The following is a 15729-nucleotide window of genomic DNA, read 5'->3' on the forward strand; positions in this document are numbered from 1 at the left end:
GTCTCCGGGCGGAGGCTTGCAGCGAGGCGCATCGGCGTCTTGTTGCTGTTCGCGGTGAACCTTCGTTGTCTGGAGATCCTTCCTGTTCGACCTCAAACCAATCCGTGCTGCCGTGCGCTCCGATGTCGCCGGCGGTGCCTTGCTGATCGGTGCGGCTGTCTTGGCGCTCGTGTGGGCGAACTCGCCGTGGGCTGATGCCTACGAGTCGCTGCGATCGGCGACCTTCGGGCCGTCGAAGCTACACCTGCACCTGTCGGTGGAAACCTGGGCGGCAGACGGGCTGCTGGCCGTGTTCTTCTTCATCGTCGGCAACGAACTGAAGCAGGAGTTCGTTCACGGCGAACTGCGTGATCCCCGTCGAGCGTTGCTCCCGATCGTCGCGGCGCTGGGCGGCGTGGTGGTGCCGGCCGGGATCTTCCTGGTGGTCAACGCGACCGCCGCCGGCGAGGAGGCGTCTGGTTGGGGCGTGCCGATGGCGACCGATATCGCGTTCGCGGTGGCGGTCCTGGCTGTGGTCGGCAGGCACTTGCCGGTCGCTCTGCGTACGTTCTTGCTGACCTTGGCCACGGTCGACGACCTGTGCGCGGTACTGGTCATCGCCGTGGCCTACACCTCGCACCTGAGCCTGCCCGCGTTGGGTTACGCGGCGACGGGGTTGTTGGTGTTCTGGTGGCTGCAGAACGGTGACGACGGTGCCGCGGTGGCGGTGCGGCGGGTGGTGCCTGGTTGGTTGTTGTTCGGTGTGCTAGCGGTGGGAATCTGGACGGCCATGCACGCCAGTGGTGTGCACACCACGATCGCTGGTGTCGCGATGGGGATGTTGATGCGGACGACGCCGAGGGCTGGACAGGCGGTGTCGCCGTCGCATCATGTCGAGCACGTCTTGCGGCCGTTCTCGCAAGTGGTCGCCCTGCCGGTGTTCGCGCTGATGGCGGCTGGGGTCGCTCTGGGTGGTGCTGACGGGTTCTGGACCAGCACGATCACCTGGGGTGTCGTTGCCGGTCTTGTGGTGGGGAAGATCGTCGGGATCTTCGGAGCGTCCTGGCTGACCGCACGGTTCACCTCGGCGCACCTCAATCCGGGGCTGGCCTGGATCGACATCGCCGGTGTCGGAGTCCTGGGCGGCGTCGGCTTCACCGTGTCGCTGCTGATCGCCGAACTGTCCTACACCGACCCGGCACACCTCACCGACGCCAAGGCCGCAGTGCTGCTCGCCTCGACGACCGCCGCGATCCTGGCCGCGTTGGTGCTTGGGCAACGGAGCCGTCACTACAAGGCGATGGCCGTACGACGACGCGAAGATGCCGAGTGATCTGCCGGGGTCAGCGGGCGAGGACCGCGCCAGCAAGAAGCGAGCCCAGGAGGGCGAACCCGATCCCGGCCAGCGTGCTGCCGATCGCGTTGGCGATGGCGGTCACTCTGTGCCCTGTCTCGACGAGCCGGACAGTTTCGTAGGAGAACGTGGAGTAAGTACTGAGCGTCGCGCACAGGCCCGGCCCGACCAGGTGCTGCAGACCTGGCGGTACCGCGGCGACGGTCGCGGCGCCGGTCAGAAAACCGAGGCCGGCGCAGGCGATCAGATTCACCGCGAGCGTTCCCCACGGGAACGGCGTGCGGTGGCGGGTCTGGATGCCGCGGTCGATCAGGTACCGCAAAGGTGCTCCGATCACGGCGCCGGCGATGACCATCAGCCAGGTCACGTGTGACTCCTGCGCGATCCGCCCCGGACAGATCGGCGGGCGATTCCTGCAGCAATCCACACCGCGATGCCGCCGGCGACCAGTGTGGTGACGACGTAGAGCAGTGCGGTCGCGAGATGCCGGTGGCTCAGAAGTTGCTGCGCGTCCACCGCGAAGGTCGAGAAGGTGGTGAACCCGCCGAGGACGCCGGTGCCGAGGAACGGCCGCACCAGTGGGTGAGGTGCGGCCGCGCGTTCGGTCAGGACGACCATCAGTACGCCGAGCGTGGCGCTTCCGATCACGTTGATCCAGAACGTTGTCCACGGAAACGTGCCCGGGACGACTGGCCACAACACGGTTGCGCCGTAGCGGGCGCAAGCACCGGCGGCTCCGCCCAACGCGATCATCGCGAGAACCTCGCCGTCGCGCTGGCGCTGCCGGGGAACCGGTTGTGGCCATGGACCTACCGCGGTGTCGGGGTCAGTTGGCTCGGTGTGCCACTGCGTCGCCCCGGGGTCACGCTGGGTGTCAGAGGGCTGGGAGGCTCTGGCAGTCATGGCGATCGGGCTCCTACCTGATCGGGAATCACGCCGTGCGCAGGCACGACGAAGGTCAGGTAGGGACCGTTGGCGAGAACTTGGTAACTCGCGGTTGGTACCGGCGGGCCCCACCGCCGGACAGCTGTCGAGACAGCGACAGCTACTCGGTCAGGATAGCTCGGCCGTACCCACTCGCTACGGGCGGCTCGTGCTTGGCGTCGCACTGTCGGTGTCTCGAGTCGATGGCAGGAGGGCAGCGAGTGCCGCGATGGCAGCCAAGAGACCGGCGATCGCCAGGAAGGCGCGGCCGTAGTTGGAGATCGCCGCGCCTTGGTGGTGGACGAGCAGGAGGATGAGGGCAAGGCCGAGTGCGCCGCCGACCTGTTTGGCGGTGTTCATGATTCCTGAGACGGCTCCGGTGTCGTGGCGGGGAACGCGGGCCATGACGACGGAGGTGATGGGGGTGAAAAAGAAGGCTCCACCGATGCTGAGGACTACGGCTGGTCCGAGAACGCCGGACAGGTAGGTGCTGTCAGCGGTGATCCGGCTCTGCCAGACGAACGCGGCGGAGTCGATGAGTGCTCCGATGGCGACGAGGGTGCGCGGTTCGAAGCGCCGCATGAGGATCGGTGTCAGGCGCAGCCCTAGGCCGATGCCGAGCAGGGTGTGGGGCAGGAACGCGAGGCCGGTCTGAAGTGCGTTGTAGTTGAGGACTTCTTGGAAGTAGAAGCTGAGGAAGTACCACATCGGTATCTGGAAACAGGCGCCGGCGAGCAGGACGATGAAGTTGCCGAGGGCCACGGTCCGGGTGCGGAAAAGCCGGAACGGGATCAGCGGAGCGGCCGCGAATCTGGTCTCGACCAGGACGAAGGCGGCGACCGCCACCGCGCCGATGATGAGGCTGAGGTAGCTGCTGGGGTGGTTCCAGGATGTGGCTTCCGCCTGGGTGACGCCCCAGGTCAGCGCGGCGACTCCGATGGTGGCCAGGCAGGCCCCAGGAACGTCGAGCCGAGGGCGCACTGAGGGTCCTCGGATGCCGGCCGGGAGAACCTTCGTTGCGAGGAGCAGTGCGCCGGCGCCGATCGGGACGTTGATGAGCAGGATCCAGCGCCACGAAATGGTTTCGGTGATGAGGCCGCCGAGGACGTTGCCGGCGGCGCCGCCGATCGAGCCGACCGCGCCGTACACGACCAGCGCCCGGGTGCGGGGCGGCCCTTCGGTGAAGGTCGTGGTCAAGATCGTGAGCGTTGCCGGTGCGAGGATCGCGGCGCCGATGCCCTGGACGGCGCGGGCACCGACGAGGAGTGCTGGGGTGGTGGCCAGGCCGCCGAGCAGGCTGGCGGTCATGAAGACGGCGAGGCCGGCGATGAAGACGGTGCGGTGGCCGTAGAGGTCGGCCAGTCGGCCGCCGAGCAGGAGCAGTCCGCCGAAGGTGAGGGCGTAGCCGTTGGCGACCCAGGAGACGTCGCCGGCGCGGAACTGCAGGTCGGTGGCGATGGTCGGGAGTGCGACGTTTACGACCGACAGGTCGAGCACAACGACGAATTGTGCGGCGCAGACCAGTGCCAGGATCCACCGCGATCGGCGGGGTTCGTCGGGGTCCATGCGGTCGCCTCCGTAATCGATGTGGTCGCATCGGTTTGCTGGTTCACGGTAGGCGCGTAGACTTCGAACGGTCAATTCAATGCGGACACATTGGAAAGGTGGGTCGAGTTGCGGGGTCCTGGAGCACATCATGACGACCGTCGGCGAGAGATCGCCGACGCGGTGCTTGGGGTGGTCGCTGATGGTGGTCTGGCGGCGGTGTCGCTGACCGAGGTGGCCGCGCGTGCGGGGGTGTCGGCGGGACGGGTGCAGCACTATTTCCCGTCGAAGGACAGGCTGATCGAGGCGGCGTTCGAGCGGGGCAACGCGTTGAGCGGGGCGCGGATCCGCGACCTGGTCGGGGTCCAGGATCTTGGCGCTGCCGATCCGCGGTTGGTGCTGGCGACGGTGCTGGGGGAGTTGCTGCCGTACGACGAGGTGACGCGGGTGCATCTGCGGGTGCGGCAGTTCTTCAACGCCCAGGCGCTGGCCGATCCGGCGATCGCCGAGCGTACTCAGCGGTTGTACGCGGCGTTCCACCGTGATCTAGCGGCCCTGGTCGAGCGGGCCGCGCCTGAGTTGGCCGGCCGCGCCCGTGATGTCGCGGTCCGGTTGGCCGCGCTGACGGAGGGACTTGCGTACTACGTGCTGATCGATGCCTACAGCGCAACCGATGCCCGCGCGCGACTGCAGGCCGAGTTGGCCGACGTGCTGGGGTGAGCGACCCGGGCGCCGGGTCGCTCACCCCAAGGGTCAGTGCCCGCCGCCGAGTTTGCCGGCGAGGCGCTCGTGGCGTTCGGCGCTGGAGGCGTTGAGGCCGACGATCTGCACGGTTTTGCCGTAGCGGGCGTACTTGGTGGTGATCGCGTCCAGGGTGGCGACGGTGGAGGCGTCCCAGATGTGGGAGTCGGTCATGTCGATGATGACGTTGACCGGATCGCCGCGGTAGTCGAACTGGTAGACCAGATCATTGCTGGAAGCAAAGAACAGCTCGCCGGTGACCGCGTAGACCTTGGTGTCCTCGTCGGGGTGCGCGACGTCCTTGACGGTGGTGAAGTGGGCGACGCGGCGGGCGAACAGGATCATCGCGACGATGACCCCGACGATCACGCCGATGGCGAGGTTGTGGGTGATGACCACCACGATCACGGTCGAGAGCATGACGAGGGTTTCGCTGCGCGGCATCCGGCGCAGGGTCTTGGGGTGGATGCTGTGCCAGTCCAGAGTGCCGACCGACACCATGACCATGACGGCGACGAGCGCGGCCATGGGGATGTCGCCGACCAGGTCGCCGAGGCCGACGACGAGGATCAGCAAGAAGACGCCGGCCAGGAAGGTCGAGATCCGGGTTCGGGCGCCGGAGGCCTTCACGTTGATCATCGTCTGGCCGATCATCGCGCAGCCGCCCATGCCGCCGAAGAAGCCGGTGATGACGTTCGAGACGCCCTGTCCCCAGGCTTCGCGGGTCTTGGGTGAGTGGGTGTCGGTGACGTCGTCGACGAGCTTGGCGGTCATCAGCGACTCCAGCAGCCCGACCAGCGCCATCGCCACGGCGTACGGCGCGATGATGCGCAGCGTGTCGAGGTTCCACGGCACGTCGGGCCAGAACAGCGACGGGAGGCTATCGGGGAGCTGTCCTTCGTCGCCGACGGTCGGCACGGTCACCGACGTGATCGCGACGAAGATCGTGACGGCCAGGATCGCGACCAGCGGCGCGGGAACGGCCTTGGTGATGCGTGGCAGGAACACCATGACGACGATCCCGGCCGCGACCAGCGGGTAGACCAGCCAGGGGACGTGGGTCAGGTGTGGGATCTGCGCGAGGAAGATGAGGATCGCGAGGGCGTTGACGAAGCCGACCATCACCGAGCGCGGGATGAACCGCATCAGCCGGGCCACGCCGAGCACGCCGAGGACCACCTGCAGGATCCCGGCCAGGATGACGGTGGCGATGAAGTACTCGAAGCCGTGGTCGCGCATCACCGGCGCGATCACCAGCGCGACCGCGCCGGTGGCGGCCGAGATCATCGCGGGTCGGCCGCCGAGGAACGCGATCGAGACGGCCATCGTGAACGAGGCGAACAGTCCGACGCGGGGGTCGACGCCGGCGATGATCGAGAAGCTGATCGCCTCCGGGATCAGCGCGAGTGCGACGACCAGGCCGCCGAGCACCTCGATCCGCAGCCGGCGCGGGGAACGCAACGCGGCGCGGACCGACGTGATGTCGGCCTCGTTGGGGAACTGGGCGGGTTCGGGCGTGGCTGACTCGGGCGCCAGCGAGGTCATGCGGTCTCCAGACAAGCAGAACGGGCGGCACGCCTCGCGGCGGGCAAGCACAGCGCGTCATTGCGCCGGCGGCAGCACGAGGAGGTCGCGTCACAGGAAAGATGGGTGAGGCGGTGAGGAGCACCGGAACGCCTCACGACCCCAACTCTACCCGAACGTAAGGGTAGAGTTGAAGCGAGGTCCGTTATCCTTCCCGGACCCACGGCACCTACCGTGGTCACCTGGCCGGAAACCGTCAGGGCCAGGGAGGCAGGGGACAGCGCGATGGGTGAGCACATGCAGATCGGCGAGGTCGCCGACCGGGTCAAGCTCAGCCTGCGCACGATCCGCCACTACGAAGAAGTCGGACTCGTCCCGCCATCGGCACGCACCAAAGGCGGCTTCCGCCTCTACACCGAGGCCGACGTGCAGCGTCTGCTGCTGATCCGCAGGATGAAACCGCTTGGGTTCACCCTCGAGGAGATGGCCGACGTCCTCGACCTGCTCGACGGCCTGTCCGCCGACGCCACGCCGGCCGACCGGGACGCCCTCCTGGACCGGCTGACGATGTACCGCGAGGCCGCCGGCCAGCGCATCGACGCGCTGCGCGAACAGCTCGACGTCGCCGTCAACTTCGCCGACAAGCTGCAGGAGCACCTCGATCTACACTCCTCAAGACGGATTCGGACCGAGCAGTAGCCGACTCGGCCCGATCTGAGTACTACAACGCTGCGTGGGGTGGCGCAAAGCGCTTGCCTAGGGCAACACTGGTTGCATGGGCAGGCTGGCGCTCGATCTCCTCGGGCCGGTCGCACTGGAGCTCGCCCGGGCAGAAGAACAACTCCCCGGGGTCGCACGGCATGCCCGGCGGTCCAAGATTCGAGCTGAACTGGGACAGGTTTCTTCACTGAACTTGTCAATCTGACCAGGCTAGGTGGCGGACTCTTCGGCCCCGCACCATGTGTTCCTCATTGGTCGGTCGTCAGGCGCAGGGGCCAGCGGCGATGCGGATTCAGTTGACGCGTGGTGAGGGTGGGTTGGGCGAGCTGTCATCGCGTTTTCGGTCTCGACGTTTGGCGAGGATGACCCCGCCGGCGAAGAGGATCGGGATGAGGAGGCCGATGGGGAGCAGCTTCATTCCGGACCAGTCGTTCGCGTCGCCGTCGCCGGATCCGGGTGGGTTCGGCGGGGCCGATGTATTCGAGCCGAGGGTCGGGCTGGGTGTCGCTGCGGCCGGCTGGATCTGCTGCAGCGCGGACGATCCAGCCTGAGCTGTAGTCGCCGTGAGGGCGAGTACTGAGACTGCGGCAACGAACAAGCCGACCGCCAATGCTGCGGCTGCGGACGTGGTGCGCCGGTGCTGTCTCATGCCAGTGCCGGTACCCAGCATCTCGTTTGCAGAATCTGGGCCGGGTTACTGTCGCGTGGCTTTGCCGAGGACGTGTGCGAGTCCGGTGAATCCGAATCTGCGGTGGTCTTCGATGTCGAGCCCGGCGGCCTGGATTGCTGCGGTGGTGTCGCGGTTGGGGTGGCAGCCGCCCGCGGCTCGTGACCACAGGGGCGTGATGGCGTCTTCGAGGGCTGCGATCAGGTGATTGGTGGAGCGGACGTGTTCGTAGTAGCGCAGTTGCCCGCCGGGGCGTAGTGCGCGGTGGGCTTCGGCCAGTGCGGTGGTCTGGTCGGGGACGCTGCACAGCACCAGGCTCATCACGGCGGCGTCGAAGTCTCCGCCGTCGGTGGGGAGGTGTTCGGCGTCGCCGGCGACGACGTGCACGGTCACGTCGGCGTTGTGGGCGGCTTGGAGTGCGAGGCTGCGGAGGTGGTCGTCGGGTTCGACGGCGACGACTTCGGTGACTGTGGCGGGGTAGTGGGCGAAGTTCGCGCCGGTTCCGGCGCCGACCTCGATCACGCGGCCGGACAGCCCGGTGAGGAGTTCGCGGCGGTGCGCGGTGCCGCCGCGGCGGTCCATGGAGCAGACCAGCCGGGCGAACGCGCGCGCGAAACGTGGGTGTTGCAGGTTGTTGCCTGTCATGGCTGGGTCACGGCTGGGTGGTGTGTGCGCGGAACTTCTTGCCGGCCATCGGGCGGCGCAGCAGCGGCGCGATCAGGCAGAAGTCGAAAGCCCCCGGCTGCGAGCGGGAGCAGTCCGACGGCGGCGAGGATGTACCAGCCGCCGCCCAGGACAACGCCGATGGCGATCATGGCCAGGCCGAGGATGGCCCGGACGACACGGCCGGCCGGTGAGCTGAGGAAACCTACGAGATTCATGGGCAGAGCCTTCCGTCAGGAGCGCAGTGCCGGGGATCCCGCGCTGATGGGTGTTGCCGGGGTCACGGCGACCCCAGTTTGCCCAGCATACCCCCGGGGGTACCCTGAGGGTGGTTGCCGATCCGGAGGAGTTCAAGATGTGCCGAGCAGTGAAGTGCCGTAGCTGCGGCAAGACGACGTGGGCGGGCTGTGGCCAGCACGTCGCGCAGGTCAAGCAGGCAGTGCCGGCCGAGCAGTGGTGTGGTGGTCATCCGAAGGGTGAGGGTGGCGGCGGGTTCTTCGCCCGGTTGTTCGGTCGCTGATCAGTTGTGCGGGGCTAGGTGGTTTCCGGAATCCGGGTACGGCGTGGAGGTGGTGGCGGTGCAGATGGACAGCCAGTTGATGAAGGACCCGTTGACGCGGCTCAAGCGCGCGCAGGGGCAGCTCGGCGCGGTGATTGCGATGATCGAGGAAGGCGACGAGTGTGAGCGGGTGCTGACTCAGCTTGCCGCTGTGTCGAGCGCGCTGGACCGGGCCGGGTTCAAGATCATTTCCACCGGGATGCGGCACTGCCAGGCGCTGCGCGAGCGGGGCGAGGAGCCGCCGCTGACCGAGGAGCAGCTCGAGAAACTGTTCCTCGCCCTGGCCTGACACCGGCCAGCAGCAACCCCGCGTCCGTCTCGGTCGAGACCTGCGCGGAGGTCCGTCGAACGCATACCCCCGGGGGTGTGTGGGTAAGGAGTTGAGATGACTGTTCGCGAGATCGAGGTTCAGGAGTTCGCCGTACGTGAGACCGCCGGGCAGGTGGTCGATGTGCGGTCGGCCGACGAGTACGCCGGTGGGCACGTGCCGGGAGCGGTGAACATCCCGCTCGACGACCTGCCCGGCCGGGTCGGCGAACTGTCCGGCGCTGGACCGGTCTATGTGGTGTGCCAGTCAGGACGCCGCAGCCAGCAAGGCGCCGAAATCCTCAACCAGGCCGGTGTCGATGCGACCTCGGTCGCGGGTGGTACCGGCGGGTGGATCGAGGCCGGCCACCCGGTCCATACCGGCGACGAGACGGGGAGCTGAGATGGGCATCGACATCGAGGTGATCGAGACTTCGTCCCTGGGCGATCGCAGCTATCTGGCCAGCGATGGTGAGGTCGCGGTCGTGGTCGACCCGCAACGCGACATCGACCGGATCCTGAGCCTCGCCGAACGCAAAGGCGTGCGGATCACTCATGTGCTGGAAACCCATATCCACAACGACTATGTCACCGGCGGCCTGGAGTTGGCGCGAGTAACCGGCGCGACCTACGTCGTCGGTGCAGGAGACGAGGTCGGCTTCGAGCGGCTCGCGGTCAGCGACGGTGATCGGATCAGCACCGGATCGATCCGGCTGCAGGTGATCCACACCCCCGGGCACACTCACCACCACGTCGCCTACGCACTGCGCGGCAGCAACGGCGACGGTGACGGCGACGGCGAGATACAGGCCGTGTTCACCGGCGGGTCGATGCTGTTCGGGGCGACCGGCCGCACAGACCTGCTCGGGCCCGAGCACACCGACGACCTGACCCACGCGCAGTTCCACTCGGTACGGCGCCTGGCCGCGGAACTGCCCGGGACCGCCGATGTGCTGCCGACGCACGGGTTTGGGAGCTTCTGCTCAGCGACCCCGACCAGCGGCGACTCCTCGACCGTGGCCGAACAACAGGCCACCAACCCGGCCCTCACGCTGGCCGAACAGGACTACGTCGACACGCTGCTTGCGGGCCTGGACGTCTACCCGGCGTACTACGCGCACATGGGCGTCATCAACACGCGCGGCCCGGAACCGGTCGACCTGTCGTTGCCCGAGCCGGTTGACGCCGACGAGCTGCGCCGCCGTTTGGAGGCAGGCGAATGGGTGGTCGACCTGCGCGAACGGACCGCGTTCGCCGCCGGGCACCTGGCCGGATCGCTGGCCTTCGAGCTGTCCACCAACTTCGTCACCTACCTCGGCTGGCTCTACACCTACGGCACCCCGCTGACCCTGATCGGGGACACCGAAGACCAGGTCGCCGACGCGCGCCGCGAACTCGTCCGGATCGGCATCGATGCCCTGTCAGGCGCGGCGGTCGGTGACATCACCGCCCTGTCCGGAGGACGGCCGTTGCGGTCCTATCCGGTCACCGACTTCGCCGGCCTGGCCGAAGCCCGCAAGGAACGCGACGTGCAGGTGATCGATGCCCGCCGCAACGACGAACGCGCCAAGAGCAGCGTCACCGACTCCATCCACATCCCGCTGCACGAACTCGCCGACCGTCTCGGCGAGGTTCCCGACGGCGAGGTCTGGGTGTACTGCGGCTCCGGCTACCGGGCCTCCATCGCCGCCTCCGTCCTCGACCGGCACGGCCATCCCGTCGTACTCATCAACGACGCCTACGACCACGCCGAGGACGCCGACCTGCCCCAGTCGTGAACGGCCCCGGCCAGTACGAGGTCAGGGCGTGATCGTCGCGCTCGGGCTCGGTGTCGTCATCGGCGCCCTGCTCGGGCTGCTCGGGGGCGGCGGATCAATCCTCGCCGTCCCGGCGCTGGTTTACGCCGTCGGGCAGCCCTTGTCCGCAGCTGTGCCGACCTCGCTGATCGTGGTCGGGTTGTCATCGACCACCGCCGTCCTGCCACGGTTACGTCAGCGGGGCCAGATTGCGTGGCGGATCGCGGGGGTGTTCGGAGCCGCAGGCACTGCAACGGCTTTCGCTGGAACAACCGTCAACAAGCTCCTGCCGCCGAGCGTCGTGCTGCTCGGATTCGCCGCGCTGATGATCGCCGCCGCGATCCAGATGCTGCGCGGATCAGGCACCACCGGCGGATCCTGCGCGCTGCCCGGCGGCGGCGTGAACTGGCGCAGTTGCCTGCCCAAAGCCATCGCCTCCGGCGCCGTCGTCGGGTTCCTCACCGGCCTGTTCGGAGTCGGCGGCGGCTTCCTCATCATCCCCGCCCTCACCCTGCTCCTCGGCCTGTCCATGGCCACCGCCGTCGGCACCTCACTGGTCATCATCGTCATCAACTCCACCGCCGGCGTCGCAGCCCACGCCCACACCGGCGGCCTCCACCTCGACCCAGGTGTCACCATCGCCTTCACCGGCGCGGCCATCGCCGCCCTGGTCACCATCCAAACCCTGCTCACTACGATCTGACCGCGTCGTCGGCTGCGAAGGTCACACAGGCCGCGCCGACGAGAGTTGCGACAACGCCTCAGCGCGCCGATGCCGCAGGTGCATCAGCGACTCCTCCAAGGCCGGGACCTCACCAAGCCACGCCCGGTCCTGCGCCTCCGTCAGGTGCTCCTCGGCGTTGCAGGTCATCTCCCGAACGGACGCAGGCCATGCCTGTGCTCGGTGAAGAGTTGGTGCGGGGCGATCACCTCGTCGGGAGCACCGCGGCCAGATGCGGGCGGCGCTGAGGCGCCGTGGTCGACGATGCGCAGCAGGACGCTTCCCGCGTCCACACGATCCCCATTGACACAACCCGAGGCACCTGACGTCTGACCGCCGATTCGTCGCGCTGACGGCTCGACCGTACGACGACCCTGACCTGCATCAAGCGCGCCGAAGGCGTCCCCATTGGATGGTGGCCGAGAAGAACGGCAGGTGGCGGCGCTGGCGGTTGAAGCCATCAAGAGTGGGGGAGCGGATAATCACCTTGAGCCCGTTCGACGCAATCGATCTTGCCTACACTTTCTGGGCTCACCGCCCGGGGATCTTCGGGACTCTGGATGAGTGTCCTTGGTCGGTTGGCGTCAACCGTCCGAGGGCAACGTGTTCTGTCTGCTCAGGGGCCGTCCGCAGCATGTTGGACAGGCGCGATCTGACGAGCGATTGCTCCAGCTCGCGGGCGGGCGGGACAGAGCCGAGCGGCTCAGCACCGCGCACGCCGTACCGCTCGCGGTAGGCAGCGATCTCCCGGACGAGGACGCGGGCCTCGTCGGGCGTCTGCTCGGTCAGCCGTACCTTCAGGGCCTCGTACCAAGGCTCTGGACCCTGCTCTGCCTGCTCGGCCAGCCAGTCGGCGCGTTGGGATATGAGAGCTTCGAGTTCTCTGAGGGGCGCGGTGAACGCCGGATCGGTGATGGTTCTGGTTGGTCGGACGAGCCCGGCGACGAGTTGCTGTGGTTGCCGTCGGCGCCGATCGGAGTGAGCCACGATGCGTTCGACGCGGGCATGAAGGACGGCTGCTAGGTCGCGGGCATCGTCGAGGTTGGCCTGATTGACAGCCTTGTGAAAAGTGGTGGTTGGGTCGAGGCCGGCGGCTTCGGCGCGGCGTAGGGCGGCGAGCAAGGGGCCGTAGGCGGCAGAAGATCGAAGTTCTGCGCGGGCGCTGGGGTCGAGGGTGGAGGTGTCGATGGTGGCGCGGTAGCGCTGGCCGGCGGCGATTTGGCAGAGATGTTCGTGGATGGGGACGAGTTGGCTGAGGTTGGTGGCGTTGTCGAGTTCGCTTTGCATGGTCTCGTGGGCGGATTTTTCGATGCCTTCTTGTTCAAGGACGGTGGCGAGGACCTCGTACATGCTTTCGGCGGTTTGGGGTTCGTGGAGGTCGCCGGCTGGCTCGTGGGTGGCGATGTAGGCGCGGTTCGCCTGGCGGCCGCGGGTCATTCCGACGTACAGGAGTGGGCGGGTCATGCGTTCTGTGACGACTAGGTGGGCGGTGTCGACGGTGATGCCTTGGGCTCGGTGGACGGTGGTGGCGTAGGCGAGTTCGACGGAGTTGGCGACGTAGCCGGCGGGGAGGGTGATGGTTTGGTGGTTGGTGTCTTCGACGGTGAGGGAGCCGTCGTTCCAGTGGCGGACGACGTTGAAGGTGCTGCCGTTGCGGACGAACTGGTTGTGGCCGTAGGTGAGGTGGCGGTTGTTGAGGCGGGTGACGATGCGGTCGCCGACGCCGGCCTCGTTGCCGTCGTGGAGCGGGACGCCGTTGGGTTCGACTTCGCCGGTGGTGATGCGGTCCAGGCGGGCGCGGGCGTTGAGACGGATCACTGTGGCGTTGTCGGCGGCGATCAGGAGGCTGGTGAGGTTTCGGCGGGTGTCGGCGAGCCAGGCGGAGTAGGCGTTGATTTCGCAGTCGTCAGGAGTGCCGGCAGTGAGGCGTTCGTGATCTTCGTAGACGTCGATGACGCCGAGTTCGCCTGCGCGAAGGGCGAGGCTGGCGTCGCGTTCCCAGTCGTGGGTGAAGCGCCAGACTTCGTGGAGGCTTGCGGCTTCGGTCTCTTTGGCGATGAGGCGGAAGGCGCCTGCGGTGTCGACGGCGCCGAGTTGGGCGTCGTCGCCGACCAGGAGGAGTTTGGCGCCTGTCTTGGAGGTTTCGCGGGCGAGGGTGGCTAATTCCATGGTGCCGGCCATGGAGGCTTCGTCGACGATGACGAGTTGGTTGGGGTGGAATCGCCAGTGGTCGGCCTCGGCGCGCAGGGCGGCGACGCCGGTCAGGATCCTTTGCTGGCGCCGTTTGCGTCGAAGGTGTTCGGCGATTCTGGCCGCGCGTTCGAGGTTGGCGATGCGTTGGTTGCGTTGTTCGGCGCCGAGGCCGACGGCTTCGTGGATCCATTTGGCGAGATTGTCGGTCGGGATGCCGAGGCTGCCGGACAGTACGTCGGCGGCGGTGCTCGAGGGCGCGATACCGATGACCGACCCTGGGCCGTGGGTCGTCTGCCAGGCTTGGCGGAGGCTTGCGAGGAGGCTGGTTTTACCGGTCCCGGCAGGTCCGACGAGGGCTTCGAGGCGCTGGCCGCTGTCGAGGAGCCGGGTGAGCGCTTCTCGGCGGTCAGCGGTCAATCCGCTCAGGTCATCGAGCTTCAACGCGGCGGTCGGGCCTGTGCGGTCTTGGGCCAGGTCCAGCAGCAGGCGTTCGGCGCCGAGGACGACGGGTGAGGTGAAGATCGCGCCGTTGTGGACTCGGTAGATGCTCTCGCCGTGGAGGCGTTCGCCGGGCAGGTCGACGAGATCGCCGGGGGTGAGGTTGATGGAGTGGTGCTCGGCTGTGGTGGCGATGGCTTCCAGCGCGGCAACGCGGTCTTTGGTGGTGGCCAGGCGTAGGAGACGGGTCTGTCGTGCGGCCTCGGCGAGGATGTTCCAGCGGGTCCAGGTGGCGCGTTTGGCCTGGAGGGCGAGAACGACTGTTGCGCCGTAGGCTTCCAACGTCTGTGGGCTCAGGTCTGAATGTGCGAGGAGCCGATCAGGGACGTCACTCAGGCAGTCGGCAAGCGCTCTTCTGGCGTTGATGCCGAGGGTGAGATCTGCGCGGCGTCGCCAGTCGACCATGAGGTCGGCGAGAGGTTTGGCCAGGTGCTTGGGAGGGCGATTCATCAAGGTCGCCTGCTGCCTGAGTGCGTACATCTCCTGCCGTGAAGGAGTGCTCGGGCGTTGCGAGAGGAGATGCTCGAGGTTCGACTCGATCTGTTCGGTTCGCGAGGAGAACTCGCGCAAGAGTTCATCGGGGACACCGGTGATCTCGAACGCCGGATTGCGCTGCTCGCCGCGGTCTCGAAGGTCCCAGTCGACTCCGAGGCGGCGGGTCAGGCCATCTGCGAGGAGGACGTTGTGGATCTCTGACATGGCGACCGCTGACCTGAACAGGACGCGGCCGTCCAGGGTCTTCCATTGGCCGTCTTTGCTTTGGACGCGGTTGGCGATGACGAGGTGGGTGTGGAGTTGGGGATCGCCGCTTCGGGTGTCCCAGTGGTCGAAGGCGGTCGCGATGGCGCCTCGGGTGTCGATCTGGGCGATGCCGCCGTCGCCGGTCCGGGTGAAGACGGCTTGGTCTTGGATCAGGTCGAGGATGTCGTTGACGGCGTCGTAGTGTGCGGCGGCGACCTGCTCCTTGACCCCGACGTTGGCGGTTGCCCACAGCGCCGAGACGGACTTGACGGGGGAGAAGGTGAGGTCGAAACCGGCCACGGCTTGTCGCGCTCGCACACGAGATTCAGTACGTCGTACTTCGGCGATCGCGACCGTTCGGTCTTCCTCCGAGAGGTCTGCTGGGAGATCAGCTATGCGTGCCTGGATCCTCTCGTCCAGAGAGCGATAGACGCGGAATGGCCGGCCCAGTTGTTTGCCGTCGACCGGGTCTTGTGCGCGTCCGAACAGGGCGGCCATCTGCTCTTCGGTGACTTCGTCGCCGGCCTTGATCTGCCCTTTGCCGAGACCGGGGAGACCGCGTCCGGCCCACCGGCCTGGTGGGTAGCCGTCGGCGACGTAGTACGCAGTGAGGGGGGTTGCCATCCGGCGGTCGACGTCGGCGGAGGCGATGTGTTTGATGAGGTACTTGTAGCCGTCGCCTGCACTCAAGCGGTGGATGCTCAACACGCTGACGACCGAGAAGGCCGATGGCGCAGCTCCTGATGGAGTAGCAAGTTCTCCAGTTTCAGGCGATCGACCTGTGCTGTGATCGAGTCA

The 15729-nt window shown here is 67.3% G+C and carries 16 protein-coding genes; 9 read left to right on the forward strand and 7 right to left on the reverse strand.

Annotated features, from left to right (window positions below; genetic code table 11):
• The first annotated feature begins 112 nt into the window (after positions 1-112).
• A complete protein-coding gene (gene nhaA / locus HDA39_RS36245) occupies positions 113-1312 on the forward strand; it encodes a Na+/H+ antiporter NhaA (protein WP_202893222.1) in 1200 nt (399 codons plus the stop codon).
• A 10-nt stretch (positions 1313-1322) separates the two neighbouring features.
• On the opposite strand, the gene crcB (HDA39_RS36250) is transcribed toward nhaA, so the two are convergent.
• The 3 genes from crcB (HDA39_RS36250) to HDA39_RS36260 all read right to left on the reverse strand — a co-directional run bounded on the left by crcB (HDA39_RS36250) (position 1323) and on the right by HDA39_RS36260 (position 3823).
• Complete coding sequence (gene crcB / locus HDA39_RS36250; protein WP_184803016.1) at positions 1323-1700, reverse strand: fluoride efflux transporter CrcB; 378 nt, start codon at positions 1698-1700, stop codon at positions 1323-1325.
• Entirely contained in the window at positions 1697-2086 is a 390-nt protein-coding gene (crcB, locus tag HDA39_RS36255) for a fluoride efflux transporter CrcB (protein WP_202893223.1), read from the reverse strand. Before crcB (HDA39_RS36255) ends, crcB (HDA39_RS36250) begins: the two co-directional genes overlap by 4 nt.
• A gap of 327 nt (positions 2087-2413) precedes the next feature.
• Positions 2414-3823: an MFS transporter gene (locus tag HDA39_RS36260; protein WP_184803020.1), complete on the reverse strand. Its 1410-nt coding sequence runs from the start codon at positions 3821-3823 to the stop codon at positions 2414-2416.
• 108 nt (positions 3824-3931) lie between these two features.
• Here HDA39_RS36260 and HDA39_RS36265 point away from each other — a divergent pair, with 108 nt between their 5' ends.
• Entirely contained in the window at positions 3932-4522 is a 591-nt protein-coding gene (locus HDA39_RS36265) for a TetR/AcrR family transcriptional regulator (protein WP_184803022.1), read from the forward strand.
• A gap of 33 nt (positions 4523-4555) precedes the next feature.
• Here HDA39_RS36265 and HDA39_RS36270 read toward each other — a convergent pair whose 3' ends face one another.
• Positions 4556-6088, reverse strand: a complete 1533-nt coding sequence (locus HDA39_RS36270) for a SulP family inorganic anion transporter (RefSeq protein ID WP_184803024.1) — start codon at positions 6086-6088, stop codon at positions 4556-4558.
• A 213-nt stretch (positions 6089-6301) separates the two neighbouring features.
• On the opposite strand from HDA39_RS36270, the gene HDA39_RS36275 reads away from it, so the two are divergent.
• Both HDA39_RS36275 and HDA39_RS36280 read left to right on the forward strand, forming a co-directional pair.
• Entirely contained in the window at positions 6302-6766 is a 465-nt protein-coding gene (locus tag HDA39_RS36275) for a MerR family transcriptional regulator (protein ID WP_202893224.1), read from the forward strand.
• A 422-nt stretch (positions 6767-7188) separates the two neighbouring features.
• Entirely contained in the window at positions 7189-7338 is a 150-nt protein-coding gene (locus tag HDA39_RS36280; protein WP_184803027.1) for a hypothetical protein, read from the forward strand.
• 143 nt (positions 7339-7481) lie between these two features.
• Here HDA39_RS36280 and HDA39_RS36285 read toward each other — a convergent pair whose 3' ends face one another.
• Positions 7482-8099, reverse strand: coding sequence for a class I SAM-dependent methyltransferase (locus HDA39_RS36285; RefSeq protein WP_184803029.1), 618 nt, complete (start codon positions 8097-8099; stop codon positions 7482-7484).
• A 373-nt stretch (positions 8100-8472) separates the two neighbouring features.
• Here HDA39_RS36285 and HDA39_RS36290 point away from each other — a divergent pair, with 373 nt between their 5' ends.
• From HDA39_RS36290 to HDA39_RS36310, 5 genes are all read left to right on the forward strand, one after another.
• The gene (locus tag HDA39_RS36290; RefSeq protein WP_184803031.1) at positions 8473-8637 is read left to right on the forward strand and encodes a hypothetical protein; all 165 of its coding nucleotides are present in this window, start codon (positions 8473-8475) and stop codon (positions 8635-8637) included.
• Positions 8638-8701: 64 nt separating this feature from the next.
• Positions 8702-8965, forward strand: coding sequence for a metal-sensitive transcriptional regulator (locus HDA39_RS36295; RefSeq protein WP_202894415.1), 264 nt, complete (start codon positions 8702-8704; stop codon positions 8963-8965).
• Between the two features lie 96 nt (positions 8966-9061).
• The gene (locus tag HDA39_RS36300; protein ID WP_184803035.1) at positions 9062-9385 is read left to right on the forward strand and encodes a rhodanese-like domain-containing protein; all 324 of its coding nucleotides are present in this window, start codon (positions 9062-9064) and stop codon (positions 9383-9385) included.
• A 1-nt stretch (position 9386) separates the two neighbouring features.
• The gene (locus tag HDA39_RS36305; protein ID WP_202893225.1) at positions 9387-10760 is read left to right on the forward strand and encodes an MBL fold metallo-hydrolase; all 1374 of its coding nucleotides are present in this window, start codon (positions 9387-9389) and stop codon (positions 10758-10760) included.
• A gap of 28 nt (positions 10761-10788) precedes the next feature.
• Positions 10789-11481 carry a TSUP family transporter gene (locus HDA39_RS36310; protein WP_184803037.1) on the forward strand — a complete coding sequence of 231 codons (693 nt, stop codon included), beginning with the start codon at positions 10789-10791 and terminating at the stop codon, positions 11479-11481.
• 21 nt (positions 11482-11502) lie between these two features.
• Here the strand turns inward: HDA39_RS36310 and HDA39_RS36315 are convergent, their stop codons facing one another.
• Complete coding sequence (locus HDA39_RS36315) at positions 11503-11649, reverse strand: hypothetical protein (protein WP_184803039.1); 147 nt, start codon at positions 11647-11649, stop codon at positions 11503-11505.
• A 381-nt stretch (positions 11650-12030) separates the two neighbouring features.
• Positions 12031-15639: a MobF family relaxase gene (mobF, locus tag HDA39_RS36320; protein ID WP_184803041.1), complete on the reverse strand. Its 3609-nt coding sequence runs from the start codon at positions 15637-15639 to the stop codon at positions 12031-12033.
• Positions 15640-15729 lie beyond the last annotated feature (90 nt).

It is taken from the genome of Kribbella italica (assembly GCF_014205135.1).
Lineage (GTDB): Bacteria > Actinomycetota > Actinomycetes > Propionibacteriales > Kribbellaceae > Kribbella > Kribbella italica.

What these genes read in the sequence shown, in the direction of transcription:
- crcB (WP_202893223.1), bottom strand. Translation starts at nt 2,086, where the DNA reads ATGATCGCGTTGGGCGGAGCCGCCGGTGCTTGCGCCCGCTACGGCGCA.
- HDA39_RS36260 (WP_184803020.1), bottom strand. Translation starts at nt 3,823, where the DNA reads ATGGACCCCGACGAACCCCGCCGATCGCGGTGGATCCTGGCACTGGTC.
- HDA39_RS36270 (WP_184803024.1), bottom strand. Translation starts at nt 6,088, where the DNA reads ATGACCTCGCTGGCGCCCGAGTCAGCCACGCCCGAACCCGCCCAGTTC.
- HDA39_RS36280 (WP_184803027.1), top strand. Translation starts at nt 7,189, where the DNA reads ATGGGGAGCAGCTTCATTCCGGACCAGTCGTTCGCGTCGCCGTCGCCG.
- HDA39_RS36285 (WP_184803029.1), bottom strand. Translation starts at nt 8,099, where the DNA reads ATGACAGGCAACAACCTGCAACACCCACGTTTCGCGCGCGCGTTCGCC.
- HDA39_RS36290 (WP_184803031.1), top strand. Translation starts at nt 8,473, where the DNA reads ATGTGCCGAGCAGTGAAGTGCCGTAGCTGCGGCAAGACGACGTGGGCG.
- HDA39_RS36295 (WP_202894415.1), top strand. Translation starts at nt 8,702, where the DNA reads ATGGACAGCCAGTTGATGAAGGACCCGTTGACGCGGCTCAAGCGCGCG.
- HDA39_RS36300 (WP_184803035.1), top strand. Translation starts at nt 9,062, where the DNA reads ATGACTGTTCGCGAGATCGAGGTTCAGGAGTTCGCCGTACGTGAGACC.
- HDA39_RS36305 (WP_202893225.1), top strand. Translation starts at nt 9,387, where the DNA reads ATGGGCATCGACATCGAGGTGATCGAGACTTCGTCCCTGGGCGATCGC.
- HDA39_RS36315 (WP_184803039.1), bottom strand. Translation starts at nt 11,649, where the DNA reads ATGACCTGCAACGCCGAGGAGCACCTGACGGAGGCGCAGGACCGGGCG.